Origin of the sequence: Bosea sp. ANAM02, assembly GCF_011764485.1 — a bacterium.
GTDB lineage: Bacteria > Pseudomonadota > Alphaproteobacteria > Rhizobiales > Beijerinckiaceae > Allobosea.
Map to the genome: position 1 here is coordinate 350,166 of NZ_AP022848.1, position 12,684 is coordinate 362,849.

Below are 12,684 nucleotides of genomic sequence, written 5' to 3' on the forward strand. Positions count from 1 at the left end.
TCAGGCGACCGCCGTCTCGGGCTCGGCCTCGATCACGCCGGAGCGCAGGCGGACGGTGCGCTCGCAGAGCGCGGCAAGCGAGAGGTCGTGGGTGACGAGGACCAGCGTCGCGCCGCGCTCGCGCTTGAGGGCGAAGATCAGGTCGACGATGGCGCGACCGGTCGATTCGTCGAGATTGCCGGTGGGTTCGTCGGCGACGAGGATCGCCGGGTCCGCCGCGACGGCGCGCGCGATGGCGACACGCTGCTGCTCGCCGCCGGAGAGCTGGGCCGGGTAATGGTCCATGCGGTGGCTCAAGCCGACATTGCGCAGTTCCGCCTCGGCGCGGACGAAGGCGTCGGGATGGCCGGCGAGCTCCAGCGGCAGCGCCACGTTCTCGCGTGCCGTCATGGTGGGGACGAGATGGAAGGACTGGAAGACGATGCCGATATGCCGGCCGCGGAAGACCGCGAGACCGTCCTCGTCGAGGGCGCCGAGATCCTGGCCGGCGACCTTGACGAGGCCCGAATCGGGGCGCTCCAGCCCGGCCATGGTCATCAGCAGGGTCGACTTGCCGGAGCCGGAGGGGCCGACGAGCCCGGTCGCCTCGCCATCGGCCAGCGACACCGAGACGCCTTTGAGGATATGGACGCGGGCGGCGCCACGCCCCAAACTCAGGTGCACATCCTGCAACTCGATTGCCGAAGCGGCCTTCTCGCTCATCACGCCATGATCCCGACTTATGCTTCCATCGCCAACCCCGCTCGCACCGTATCGCGCTGCGAGCGGAGCGGAACCACCGTGCTGCGCGGCTTGCGGCCATATGGGCGCCGTATCGCGCTTATCCAATCGGCTGCGACGTTTTTCGTCGCCTTCCTGCTGCTTTTCATCGGATCCTCCGACATGACCGGCGCCCAGACTCCTCCCTCCGATTCGCGGGCGGGGCGTTCGCTGAAGCTCGTCGCCTTCGGCGATTCACTGACGGCGGGCTACAACCTGCCGGGCAGCGCCGCCTTCCCGACCGTCCTGGAGCAGGCCCTGCGCCAGAAGGGCCTCGCTGTCGAAATCGTGAACGCCGGCGTCTCCGGCGACACGACGCAGGGCGGGCTTGAACGGCTCGACTGGTCGGTGCCGGAGGGGACGGACGGGGTCATCCTCGAGCTCGGTGCCAACGATGCCCTGCGCGGGGTCGATCCGGCCCTGACCCGGAAGAACCTCGAAGCCATCGTCGCGCGCCTGACCGAGCGGAAGATTCCGGTGCTGCTCGCGGGCATGTATGCGCCGCGCAATCTCGGTGAGGATTATGCGAAACGCTTCGATGCGATCTATCCCGAGCTTGCGAAGAAGCACGGGCTGGTGCTTTACCCTTTCTTCCTGGAAGGCATCGCGGGCGACCGCGCCCTGAACCAGGCGGATGGGCTTCATCCCACAGCCGATGGCGTCGCCGTCATCGTCCGGACCATCCTGCCGACGGTCGAGCGCTTCATCGCCACCTTGCCGCCCAGGTCCTGATTCCCAAGCCCCGATCCGCCTGCGGGTTCTCCGCGCGCGTATCCCCGATTCTTGCATCGCCGCCTGCCGGCCCCTGCTTCCGGAGTTGCTTCGCCATGGAATACCGCCGCCTCGGACGCACCGATCTCAAGGTCTCGGTGATCTGCCTGGGAACCATGACCTGGGGAGAGCAGAACACGGAGGCCGAAGGCCATGCCCAGATGGATTATGCCGTCGAGCAGGGCATCAATTTCTTCGACACCGCTGAACTTTACGCCATCCCGCCGAAGCCGGAGACGCAAGGGGCGACAGAGCGGATCATCGGCAGCTGGTTCAAGGCGCGCGGCAACCGCGACAAGGTCATCCTGGCGTCGAAGGTCTGCGGGCGCGGCGGCAACACCTGGTTCCGCGACGACAAGAGCCCGACGCGGGTGACGCGCAAACAGGTCTTCGAGGCGGTCGACAAGAGCCTGCAGCGGCTCCAGACGGACTATATCGACCTCTACCAACTGCATTTCCCCGAGCGGCCGATGCCCTGGGGCTCGAATCCCACGCGCTTCTCCAGGGAAGCCTATACCCCGGCGCCCGACCAGACCCCGATCGCCGAACAGCTCGACGCCTTCGCGGAGCTGGTCAAGGCCGGCAAGATCCGCCATCTCGGCCTCTCCAACGAGAGCGCCTGGGGCACGATGCGCTTCGTCACCGATTCGGAAGCGCGCGGCACGCCGCGCGTGCAGTCGATCCAGAACGCCTACAGCCTGCTCAACCGCACCTTCGAGACGGCTCTGGCCGAGGTCGCCATTCACGAGGATGTCGGCCTGCTCGCCTATTCGCCGCTGGCGCAGGGCTATCTCACCGGCAAGTATCTCGGCGGCGCCCGCCCGGCAGGCGCGCGCACGACGCTGTTCGACCGTGGCCAGCGCTACGAGACGGCTGGAGCAGAGGAGGCGATCAAGCGCTATATCGCGCTGGCCCGCGAATCAGGGCTCGATCCGGCGCAGATGGCGCTCGCCTTCGTCAACAGCCGTTCCTTCGTCACCGCCAACATCATCGGCGCGACCTCAATGGAGCAGCTCAAGACCGATATCGCCTCGATCGACGTGAAGCTTTCGCCCGAGGTTCTGGCCGGAATCGACGCGATCCATCAGCTCGTCGGCAATCCCTGCCCGTAAGCTGACACAGGTCATTCTCGGGCGAAGCAACGCTTCGACCCGAGAATCTCTTCCGACAGAAGGCGCCTTTCCTTTCCGGGATGCCCCTGGTCAAGCCCGGGCATGACGAGCCTGCAGCCAGCGCGATCCGTGCAAAAAGAATTCCCCTGAGCCGGCTTCCTGCTCTACCGTCTCGCCAGAGTCACAATCGCTTGGCAGGGATTCGCTCATGCCGAGGCTGTTCATCGCTCTGGAAATCCCCGCCGAGGTCGCGACCGGGCTGACATTGCATCGCGGCGGGTTGTCGGGTGCGCGCTGGATCGAGCCGGCCGACTATCACATCACCCTGCGCTTCCTGGGCGATGTCGACCGCCGCATGGCGAACGATGTCGACCACATGCTTTCCGATCTCACCGCCTATCCGTTCGAGATCACGCTCGATGCGCTCGGCAGTTTCGGCGGCGACAAGCCGCGTGCCGTCTTCGCGCGGGCGCAGCCGAGCAAGGCTCTGACCGATCTCCAGGCCGATCTCGAACGGCAGATGCGCCGTCTCGGCCTGCCGGCGGAAGCGCGTAAATTCGTGCCGCATGTCACGCTGGCAAGGTTGCGGGATACGACCCCGGTCGAGCTGGCGCATTTCCTCAGCCTTCACCCGATCGTCCGTCCCTTCAGCTTCACCGCCCGCCGGGTGGCGCTGATGTCGTCGCGCGATTCGATCGGCGGCGGGCCCTATGTGCTGGAGGCTGCCTATCCGCTGGGCCCCTCCTATCCGAATCGCCTGCCGCGGGAGATGCGGCGGTGACCCGGCCGAAGCGGCTTTCTCCGGAAGCGCAGGCCGAAGCGCTGGCGACGCTGACCGGCTGGAAGCTGGCTCAGGGGCGCGAGGCCATCGCCAAACGCTTCGTCTTCCGCGATTTCAGCGAGGCCTTCGGCTGGATGGCGCGCGTCGCGATGCTGGCCGAGGCGATGAACCATCATCCGGAATGGTCGAACGTCTATCGCACCGTGGATGTCGTGCTTGCGACCCATGACGCCGGCGGGCTGACGGAGCTCGACGTCAGGCTGGCCAAAGCGATCGACGCGCTGGGGCAATAAACCCTTAACCTCTCCGCAAGTCATCCCGGACAAGCGGCGAAGCCGCGCCGATCCGGGATCCATGCCGAAGCGTTTCCGATCAAGGCTCAGGCATGGATCCCGGGTCTCCCTGCGGTCGCCTGGGATGACCCGCGCGGGGTTGTCACTCCTGATCCCACCCGCAAGTTCGCAGCCCCGCCAGCATATGCGGCGGCGGCGGCGCTTCGACCGCGATCGGATCGCGCTTCCTGTAGAGCGGAATCGTGATCGCGCGGGCATGAAGCTGCAGGCCGGGGCCGCCCTCGCGCGGGGCATCGCCATAGATATCGTCGCCGAGCATCGGCCAGCCGGAGGCCTGGCAATGGACGCGCAACTGATGCGTCCGCCCGGTCAGGGGCTCCAGTGCCAGCCAGGAGAGCGGGCCGTGCTCGTTCTCGCCGCGGCCGAGCACGCGATAGCGGGTCTGCGAGGGCAGGCCGGTCGGATCGACCTTCATCCACCAGCCGCGCTCGGGCGAGCGCTTGGCGAGGGGGAGGTCGATCAATCCTTCGTCCTGCGCAGGGCTGCCCTGCACGATCGCCCAATAGGTCTTGTCGATGCGCCCGTCGCGGAACATCTGGTTGAGCTCGGCCATGGCGCGGGGATGCCGCCCGAGCACGAGGCAGCCGGAGGTGTCCTTGTCGAGCCGATGCGCCGCTTCCGGCTTGCGCGGCAGGCCGAAGCGCAGCGCATCCAGATAATCGGTGAGGACGGGGATGATCCGGCGCCTGGCCTGGGGGCCGCGATGCGAAGGCAGGCCGGCGGGCTTGTCGATGACGAGCATCATGGCGTCGCGATAGAGCAGCGGCACCGGCAATTCGGCGTCGCCCTGCCCCGAAGGTTGCGAATTTTCTGGTCGGTCCGGCGCTGCCATGGCATTGCGCTACCCAACCCGGCCCGGCGGTGCAACCGAAGATGCCCGCCGAACCGAAGACAGGACGACGATGAGCGAGACCGAACCGAAGAAACGCGGCTTCTTTTCGAGGCTGTTCGGACGCGACGAGGAACCGGCCAAGCCCGCGCCCACGCCGGAGGCGGTGACCGAACAGGCCGTCGAGCCGGTCGAAGAGCCGAAGCCGGACGTTGAAGAGACTGCTCCTCAACCGGTTGCCGAGGCGGAAGCGGCTGCCGTCGAAGCGCCGGCTGCAGAACCTGCCGCGCCGCCCGCTCCCGTCGAAGAAGCTGTGCTTCCGGTCGAGCCCGAGCCGGAACCCGTCGTCGCTGTCGTGCCGCAGCCTGAGCCTGTTGCGATTCCCGAACCGGCTCCCGTACCTGCCCCGCAGCCGAAGCGGAGCTGGTGGCGGCGATTGACCGAGGGGCTGTCGCGGACGTCCTCGGCGCTGACGACGGGGATCACCGACCTCTTTACCAAGCGCAAGCTCGATGCCGGCACGCTGGAGGACCTCGAAGACATCCTGATCCAGGCCGATCTCGGTCTTGCGACCTCGGCGAAGATCGCCAAGGCGGTCGGCGACGGGCGCTACGACAAGCAGATCGATCCGGCCGAGGTGAAGGCGATCCTGGCGCGCGAGGTCGAGACGATCCTCGTGCCGGTGGCGCAGCCGCTGGCGATCGACGCCACGAAAAAGCCGTTCGTGCTGCTGATGGTCGGGGTCAATGGCTCCGGCAAGACCACGACGATCGGCAAGCTCGCGGCGAAATTCCGTGCCGAGGGCAAATCCGTGATGCTCGCGGCCGGTGATACCTTCCGTGCCGCGGCGATTGAGCAATTGCGGGTCTGGGGCGAGCGTACCGGGGCCGAGGTCGTCCATGGCCAGCAGGGCGCCGATGCGGCGGGCCTCGCCTTCGAGGCGCTGCAGAAGGCCAAGGCAAACAATACCGACGTGCTGCTGATCGATACCGCCGGCCGGTTGCAGAACAAGCAAGGTCTGATGGACGAGCTCGCCAAGGTCGTGCGCGTCATCCGCAAGCAGGACCCGAGCGCCCCGCATGCGGCCCTGCTCGTGCTCGACGCCACCGTCGGCCAGAACGCGATCAGCCAGGTCGAGGCCTTCCGCGAGACGGCGGGCGTGACCGGGCTGGTCATGACCAAGCTCGACGGCACGGCGCGCGGCGGCATCCTGGTGGCGCTGGCGGCGCAGTTCGGCCTGCCCGTGCATTTCATCGGCGTCGGCGAGAGCGTCGAGGATCTGGAGCCGTTCTCGGCGCGCGAATTCGCGCGGGCCGTGGCGGGCATGGAATCAGTTTCGGGAGAGGCGGCGTGAGCGAGACGATGCAGCAACCGGCCGAGGCGGCGCAGAAGGGTAAGGCGGTCAATCCGCTGCTCAAGCTCGCGCTGGAATTCGGGCCGCTGGCGATCTTCTTCTTCGCCAATTCCTATGGCGACCGACTGTTCGGCGTGGCCGAGGACCGGCGCATCTTCGTCGCGACCGGCATCTTCATCGCGGCCTCGCTGATCGCGCTGGCGTTGTCGCGGGCGCTGCTCGGCTATCTGCCGCGCATGGCGATCGTGAACGCGATCGTCGTCACCGTCTTCGGCGGGCTGACCCTGGCGCTGGACGACGCCTTCTTCATCAAGGTCAAGCCGACCATCGTGAACGCGCTGTTCGGCTCGGTGCTACTGGGCGGATTGTTCTTCGGGCGTTCGCTGCTTTCGCTGGTGCTGGAGACGGTGCTGCAACTCGACGAGGAGGGCTGGCGCAAGCTGACCTTCCGCTGGGGCCTGTTCTTCTTCGTGCTGGCGGCGATCAATGAGGTGGTCTGGCGCACGCAGACCCAGGATTTCTGGGTCGCCTTCAAGGTCTGGGGCGTAATGCCGCTGACCATGGTCTTCGCGCTGGCGCAGACGCCCCTGATCCTGAAGCACGAGATCAAGCCGGCGAAGACGGAGGAGTAAGTTCGGAAACCTCCGCCGTCATCCCGGGCGGAGCGAAGCGCAGGCCCGGGATCCATTCCGGCGCGTTTCCGATGGAGGTTCAGGCGTGGATCCCGGGTCGGCGCCGCTCACGCAGCTTGTCCGGGATGACGGCGGTGTTGTAGGGTCTCTTGCCATTTGGCAGGATTGCCTCCATTTTATGCCAAATGGAGAGTAATGCCATGACGGGCCTGCTGCGCATCGAGACGGCCCAACGCGATTTCGTCCCCGATCCGATCACGGATGACGAGGCGGCCGCGATGTTCCGCGCCGCGGTCAACCTGTTCCGGCTCTGGCGGATCACCGACGAGGAAGCGGCGGTGCTGATCGATCTGCCGGTCAGGAGCTACCGGCGCTGGAAAGCCGGCGAGATCGGGCGCATCTCGCGCGACGGCAAGGCCCGGCTCTCGAACCTGATGGGCATCCACAAGGCGCTGCGCCTGATCTTCACCGAGCCGCAGCGCGGCTATGACTGGATCAAGCGGGCCAATGCCGATTTCGGCGGCAGATCGGCGCTGGCTGTGATGCTTGGCGGTGAACTCACCGACCTGATGCGGGTGCGGCGCCTGCTCGATGCAGAGCGGGGCGCCTGGTGATCGATCCGGCGAGCCTGCCGGTCACGGAGATCGAATGGCGCGGGGCGGTCAGGATCATCCGCAGCATCTTCCCGCCGATCGACCTGTTCGAGGATATCGCCGATCCCGCCGACTGGCCGCTGCTGATCGCGGCCGAGCAGAAGACCAATCCACGCCTGATGGAGACGATCGGCAATCTCGATCTCGTGCCGGCGGAGCGGCGCGTCTCCGGGTCGGGTGCGAGCTGGCTGATGGCGCCCTTCACCCATGTCAGCCCGGACCGGCCGAGCCGCTTCAGCGATGGCAGCTTCGGCGTGCTCTATGTCGGCGACCGCTTCGAGGTGGCGCTGCTGGAGACGATCCATCACCATGCCCGTTTCATGCTGGCGACGGCCCAGCCGCCGGGCTGGACCTCGCAATTCCGCGAAATCGTGCTGGAGGTCGATGCGGCGCTTCATGACATCCGGCCGCTCGGGGCCGAAGCTGTGCCGGTGCTCGACCCCTTGGACTATGCCGCGAGCCAGGCGCTTGGCATCGGCTTGCGGGCGATAGGGTCGGCCGGCATCGCCTATCCCAGCGTGCGCTGCCCCGGCGGCGAATGTGCCGGTCTGTTCTATCCCGATGGTGCGAGCCATCCCGTGCAGGGGCGGCATCTCGACTATCACTGGAACGGCGAGCGCGTGGACCTCTACCGGGACCGCAGCGCCGGCGAGGTTTTTCCGGATCGTTTGACAAGGCAACCGCGCGTCATTCTCGGGCGGAGCGAAGCGCAGACCCGAGAATCTCTTGCAGGAGATGCTCGGGTCAAGCCCGAGCATGACGGCGATGGCCGATGCTATTTCGGTGCCAGCCGGATCGCGCCGTCCAGGCGGATCGCGGTACCGTTCAGCATGTCGTTCTCGATGATGCCGCGGGCGAGCGCGGCATATTCCGCCGGGCGGCCGAGGCGCGAGGGATGTGGCACCGAGACCGCGAGCGAGGCCTTGGCGTCGTCGGGGAGGCCGGCGAACATCGGCGTCTCGAACAGGCCGGGCATGATCGTGACGATGCGGATGCCGACGCCGGCGAGATCGCGCGCGATCGGCAGGGTCATGCCGACGACGCCGGCCTTGGAGGCGGCATAGGCGGCCTGGCCGATCTGGCCGTCCTCGGCGGCGACCGAGGCGGTGCAGATAATGACGCCGCGGCCGCCATCCTCGGTGACGGGGGCGAGCCCGGCAAGGGCGACCGCCGATTTGGCGATGATGCGGAAGGTGCCGTTCAGGTTGATCGCGACCGCCTTCTCGAAGGTGGCGAGGTCATGCGCGACGAGCTCGCCGGTGTCGCGCTTCTTCGAGACGACCCGGCGGCCGGGCGCGATGCCGGCGCAGTTGACGATGATGCGGGCGACACCGTGGGCGGCCCGCGCCTTGGCTAGCGCCTCATCGACCGAAGCCTCGTTGGTGACGTCGCAGAGGGCGAAGACGCCGCCGATTTCCCTGGCGATCGCTTCGCCGCGCTGGGCATTGAGATCGAGCAGCGCGACTTTGACGCCCTGGCCCGCCAGCATGCGCGCGGTGGCCTCGCCGAGGCCGGAGGCGCCGCCGGTGACGATGGCGGCAAGGGAGGAATCGAGTTTCATGGCGCGTTTCCCGTCAATCCTGTTCTGACAGCCGGTTTAGAGGGCGTTTCGCATGGCTCCAAGCGGGTTTTGCTGAGGACCTCTTGTGCAGGATTGCGCCGGGGCCATCTTTCGACATGGCACTTCGATGGGAAGCGCGCGATCATGGGCGTCATCGAACGCCAAGGAGCAAGACAGGGATGAGCGAGGGGTTCAGCGCAAGCTTCAGCCGCGAGGAGATGGAGGCGATCCGCAAGAGCCTGCGCGACGAAGCGAAGTTCGGCGCAGATTTCATGGCCCGGCTCAAGCGCGTCGCGAAGCGTATTCCGTTTGCGGAAGACCTGCTGGCCGCGTGGTTCTGCGCGCGCGATCCGGCGACGCCGAGGCGCGTGCGGATGACGCTGCTCGCCGCGCTCGGCTATTTCGTGCTGCCGATCGATGCACTGCCGGATATCATGCCGCTGCTCGGCTTCACCGACGATGCGGCGGTGATCGCCGCGGCCATCGCGGCCGTCGCGGGCTCGATCACGGTTGAGCATCGCGAGAGGGCGAAGAAGGCGCTGGCAGAGCTTTGATCCAGCGCGTCATGCTCGGGTCAAGCCCGAGCATCTCGGAAACCAGCACCTTGTCGTCCTGAGATTCTCGGGTCGAAGCTTTGCTTCGCCCGAGAATGACGTGGTGCCGATCTACAGGGTCAGCACGATCTTACCCTTGGCCTTGCGGTTGGCGATCAGCGCATAGGCTTCGGTCCAGCGCTCCAGCGGGATCGTGGCATGGACATGGGCGCGGATGTGGCCGCCCGCCGCCCAGTCCAGCAGGCGTTCCATGTTGCGGCGATGGCCGGCCGGATCGCGCCGCACGAAATCGCCCCAGAACACGCCACGCAAATCGCAACCCTTCAGCAGCAAGAGGTTGAGCGGGATCTTCGGGATTTCGCCGCCGGCGAAGCCGACCACGAGATAGCGCCCCTCCCAGGCCATCGAGCGCAAAGCAGGTTCTGCGAGCTCGCCGCCGACGGTGTCGTAGAGCACGTCGACGCCGCGGCCTTCGGTGAGTTTCTTCAGTTCGGCGCGGATATCGTTGCGGGCATAGTCGATCTCCTCCTGCGCGCCGTGCTCGCTGGCGAGCGCGAGCTTGTCGGGCGAGGAGGCGCAGGCGATGACATGGGCGCCGAGCAGGGCGCCGATCTCGACGGCCGCAAGTCCTGCGCCGCCGGAAGCGCCAAGGACCGCGAGCGTCTCGCCAGCCTTGAGGCCTGCACGCTGGATCAGCCCGTGCATCGCGGTGCCATAGGTGACGAAAAGACCGGCGGCCTGCGCATCGTCGAGCCGCTCAGGAATGCGGATGAGCTGGTCGGCGGAAACCGCGACCTTCTCGCGCGCCGCGCCATAGCCCAGCCAGGCCGCGACGCGCTCGCCGATCTGCCAGCCCGACACGCCCTCGCCGATGGCGGCGATGGTGCCGGCGCATTCGGCCGAGGGCGAGAAGGGGAAGGCGGGTCTGGTCTGGTAGCGGCCCTGGATGATCAGCGTGTCGAAGAAATTGAGGGCGGCGGCCCTCACCGCGACGACGACCTCGCCGGGTCCCGGCTGCGGATCGGGCAGGTCGCGGATCGTCAGGTCCTCGGCCGAGCCGGAATGGTCGCAAAGCAGGGCCTTCATCGTCGATTTGCCTTCGTCATGTTCGCTTCCGAACTGTGGCATGGCCGGCGGTGGCACGGAACCGCCCTGCCGCCATTCGCATTTTCGCCAGGATCGTGACACTCTATGCCGCCGTCCCGCGTGAGCGCGCCTGATCAGCAGGTGGTAAACGCGGTATTAAGATTTTTAGTGACTGATGGCGGTCCATGATCAGCTCGTTCCTCCGCATCCGCGACGCCGCTCCTTCCCCTCTTGCTCTCGCGCCCGGCTTCGTCGCCGCCATCCTCGGCGTGGCCACGCTGCCGGCCGAGGCCGCGCCCGCCAAGCCTAAGCCAGCCGCGACCGCTGCCGCGAGCTCCGGACAGGGCCAGGCCATGCTGCTGGAGAGCGCCGGCAAATGGCAGGCCTTCTCGTCGCAGCAGGGCCGCTCCAAGGTCTGCTACGCCCTGTCCAAGGCGGAGACGCGCATGCCGGCCAACCTGAAGGACGTCGACGGGCTGCTCTTCGTCTCCAGCCGTCCCGGTGAAGGCGTGCGCAACGAGATCAGCTTCGTGATGAATTTCGATCTCAAGGAAGGGGTCGAGCATCAGGCGATCATCGGCAGCGAGCGTTTCGCGCTAGTCGCGAAGGGCAAGAACATGTGGCTGAAGAATCCAGCCGAGGAACCGCGCATGCTCGATTCGCTGCGCCGCGGCTCCAGCCTTGAGGTCAAGGGCACCTCGAAGCGCGGCAACCCGACCAGCGACAAATATTCGCTCGCCGGCATCAGCCAGATCGTGAAGCGGGCCGAGGACGCCTGCAAGTAGGGCGGAACGACCCTCACCGCGTCATGGTCGGGCTTGTCCCGACCATCCACGTCTCCGCTTGTCGAAGGCCGTGTTCAAGACGTGGATGCTCGCCACAAGGGCGAGCATGACGGCGAGGTCATGCGGGCCTTCGCCAGCCTTGGCTTCGCCGATTTCGTAAATGGGCTTTTCGTGCTATGAGGCGCGCAAATCCGGGCCGATAGCGGCCTGCCCAAGCTGAGCTCCGATGACCGCATCCGTTCCCGCTACCGCCGCTCCGGCGGCCGAACCCGTTTTGCGACGCCCCTCGCTGGTCGGGCGCACCCGCGCCGGCCTCACCGAGGCGCTGGCCGAGATCGGCGTGCCCGAAAAGGAACGGCGCATGCGCGTCGGCCAGCTCTGGAACTGGATCTATCATTACGGCGTGCGCGAATTCGACGCGATGACGACGATCGGCAAGGGGCTGCGCGGGCAGCTCGCCGCGCATTTCTCGCTCGACCTGCCGACCGTCACGGCCGAGCAGGTCTCGACCGACGGCACCCGCAAATGGCTGATGCGCATGCCCTCGACCGGCCCGCATGATCGCGGCGCCGAGATCGAATGCGTCTATATCCCCGAGGTCGATCGCGGCACGCTCTGCGTCTCCAGCCAGGTCGGCTGCACGCTGACCTGCACCTTCTGCCATACCGGCACGCAGCGCCTGGTGCGCAATCTCAAGACCGAGGAGATCGTCGCCCAGCTCATGGTCGCGCGCGACCGGCTCGGCGATTTCCCGAACCGCAAGGCGCCGGACGGCGCCTTCGTGCCGAATGACGGCGGGCGCTTCGTCTCGAACATCGTCTTCATGGGCATGGGCGAGCCGCTCTACAATTTCGACGGCGTGCGCGACGCGATCGGCGTGATCACCGACGATCAGGGCCTGTCGCTCGGGCGCCGGCGCATTACGGTCTCGACCTCGGGCGTGGTGCCGCAGATCGGCCCGCTCGGCGACGAGATGGGCACGATGCTGGCGATCTCGCTGCATGCGGTGCGCGACGACCTGCGCAACGAGCTGGTGCCGCTCAACAAGAAATATCCGATCAAGGACCTGCTCGAGGCCTGCCGGAACTATCCCGGCCTGTCGAATGCGAAACGGATCACGTTTGAGTATGTCATGCTCAAGGGCGTGAACGATTCCGATGCCGAGGCGCGCGAGCTGGTGCGCCTGCTCAAGGGCATCCCGGCCAAGATCAACCTGATCCCGTTCAATCCCTGGCCCGGCACCAAATACGAGTGCTCGGACTGGGGCCGGATCGAGCGCTTCTCCGAGATCGTCTTCCGCGCCGGCTATGCCTCGCCGGTGCGCACGCCGCGCGGGCGCGACATCCTCGCCGCCTGCGGCCAGCTCAAGAGCGAGACGGAAAAGCTTTCGGCTCGCGCCCGCCTGATGCTGGACGAGGCTCAGGCTGCGGCTCCCGCGGTTGCGGCGGAATAAG

General features: G+C 66.9%; 14 protein-coding genes and 1 pseudogene. 11 read left to right on the forward strand and 4 right to left on the reverse strand.

The window, feature by feature from the left end; genetic code table 11:
* On the reverse strand, positions 1-702 hold the full coding sequence (locus OCUBac02_RS01695) for an ABC transporter ATP-binding protein (protein WP_173043215.1): 702 nt from the start codon (positions 700-702) through the stop codon (positions 1-3).
* Between the two features lie 180 nt (positions 703-882).
* Between OCUBac02_RS01695 and OCUBac02_RS01700 the strand changes: the two genes are divergently transcribed.
* The 4 genes from OCUBac02_RS01700 to OCUBac02_RS01715 all read left to right on the forward strand — a co-directional run bounded on the left by OCUBac02_RS01700 (position 883) and on the right by OCUBac02_RS01715 (position 3,716).
* Positions 883-1,491 carry an arylesterase gene (locus tag OCUBac02_RS01700; RefSeq protein ID WP_197933302.1) on the forward strand — a complete coding sequence of 203 codons (609 nt, stop codon included), beginning with the start codon at positions 883-885 and terminating at the stop codon, positions 1,489-1,491.
* A 95-nt stretch (positions 1,492-1,586) separates the two neighbouring features.
* A complete protein-coding gene (locus OCUBac02_RS01705) occupies positions 1,587-2,642 on the forward strand; it encodes an NADP(H)-dependent aldo-keto reductase (protein ID WP_173043217.1) in 1,056 nt (351 codons plus the stop codon).
* Positions 2,643-2,850: 208 nt separating this feature from the next.
* On the forward strand, positions 2,851-3,423 hold the full coding sequence (thpR, locus tag OCUBac02_RS01710) for an RNA 2',3'-cyclic phosphodiesterase (RefSeq protein ID WP_173043218.1): 573 nt from the start codon (positions 2,851-2,853) through the stop codon (positions 3,421-3,423).
* Complete coding sequence (locus OCUBac02_RS01715; RefSeq protein WP_047580255.1) at positions 3,420-3,716, forward strand: 4a-hydroxytetrahydrobiopterin dehydratase; 297 nt, start codon at positions 3,420-3,422, stop codon at positions 3,714-3,716. Before thpR ends, OCUBac02_RS01715 begins: the two co-directional genes overlap by 4 nt.
* A 142-nt stretch (positions 3,717-3,858) precedes the next feature.
* On the opposite strand, the gene OCUBac02_RS01720 is transcribed toward OCUBac02_RS01715, so the two are convergent.
* Positions 3,859-4,608, reverse strand: coding sequence for an RluA family pseudouridine synthase (locus tag OCUBac02_RS01720; RefSeq protein WP_173043219.1), 750 nt, complete (start codon positions 4,606-4,608; stop codon positions 3,859-3,861).
* Positions 4,609-4,678: 70 nt separating this feature from the next.
* Between OCUBac02_RS01720 and ftsY the strand changes: the two genes are divergently transcribed.
* The 4 genes and pseudogenes from ftsY to OCUBac02_RS01740 all read left to right on the forward strand — a co-directional run.
* A complete protein-coding gene (gene ftsY, locus OCUBac02_RS01725; RefSeq protein WP_173043220.1) occupies positions 4,679-5,959 on the forward strand; it encodes a signal recognition particle-docking protein FtsY in 1,281 nt (426 codons plus the stop codon).
* 8 nt (positions 5,960-5,967) lie between these two features.
* A complete protein-coding gene (locus OCUBac02_RS01730; protein WP_173049246.1) occupies positions 5,968-6,591 on the forward strand; it encodes a septation protein A in 624 nt (207 codons plus the stop codon).
* Positions 6,592-6,791: 200 nt separating this feature from the next.
* Complete coding sequence (locus OCUBac02_RS01735) at positions 6,792-7,205, forward strand: MbcA/ParS/Xre antitoxin family protein (protein WP_047580319.1); 414 nt, start codon at positions 6,792-6,794, stop codon at positions 7,203-7,205.
* A pseudogene (locus tag OCUBac02_RS01740) lies at positions 7,202-7,903 on the forward strand (RES family NAD+ phosphorylase); the annotation flags it as partial. The gene OCUBac02_RS01735 and the pseudogene OCUBac02_RS01740, both read left to right, overlap by 4 nt.
* A 116-nt stretch (positions 7,904-8,019) precedes the next feature.
* Here OCUBac02_RS01740 and OCUBac02_RS01745 read toward each other — a convergent pair.
* On the reverse strand, positions 8,020-8,805 hold the full coding sequence (locus OCUBac02_RS01745) for an SDR family NAD(P)-dependent oxidoreductase (protein ID WP_173043221.1): 786 nt from the start codon (positions 8,803-8,805) through the stop codon (positions 8,020-8,022).
* A 218-nt stretch (positions 8,806-9,023) separates the two neighbouring features.
* Here OCUBac02_RS01745 and OCUBac02_RS01750 point away from each other — a divergent pair, with 218 nt between their 5' ends.
* The gene (locus OCUBac02_RS01750) at positions 9,024-9,359 is read left to right on the forward strand and encodes a YkvA family protein (RefSeq protein ID WP_244639062.1); all 336 of its coding nucleotides are present in this window, start codon (positions 9,024-9,026) and stop codon (positions 9,357-9,359) included.
* A 111-nt stretch (positions 9,360-9,470) separates the two neighbouring features.
* Here the strand turns inward: OCUBac02_RS01750 and OCUBac02_RS01755 are convergent, their stop codons facing one another.
* On the reverse strand, positions 9,471-10,445 hold the full coding sequence (locus tag OCUBac02_RS01755) for an NADPH:quinone oxidoreductase family protein (protein WP_173043223.1): 975 nt from the start codon (positions 10,443-10,445) through the stop codon (positions 9,471-9,473).
* A gap of 185 nt (positions 10,446-10,630) precedes the next feature.
* Here OCUBac02_RS01755 and OCUBac02_RS01760 point away from each other — a divergent pair, with 185 nt between their 5' ends.
* Both OCUBac02_RS01760 and rlmN read left to right on the forward strand, forming a co-directional pair.
* On the forward strand, positions 10,631-11,230 hold the full coding sequence (locus OCUBac02_RS01760; RefSeq protein ID WP_173043224.1) for a hypothetical protein: 600 nt from the start codon (positions 10,631-10,633) through the stop codon (positions 11,228-11,230).
* Positions 11,231-11,456: 226 nt separating this feature from the next.
* On the forward strand, positions 11,457-12,683 hold the full coding sequence (gene rlmN / locus OCUBac02_RS01765; RefSeq protein WP_173043225.1) for a dual-specificity RNA methyltransferase RlmN: 1,227 nt from the start codon (positions 11,457-11,459) through the stop codon (positions 12,681-12,683).
* The last annotated feature ends 1 nt before the right edge of the window (position 12,684 follow it).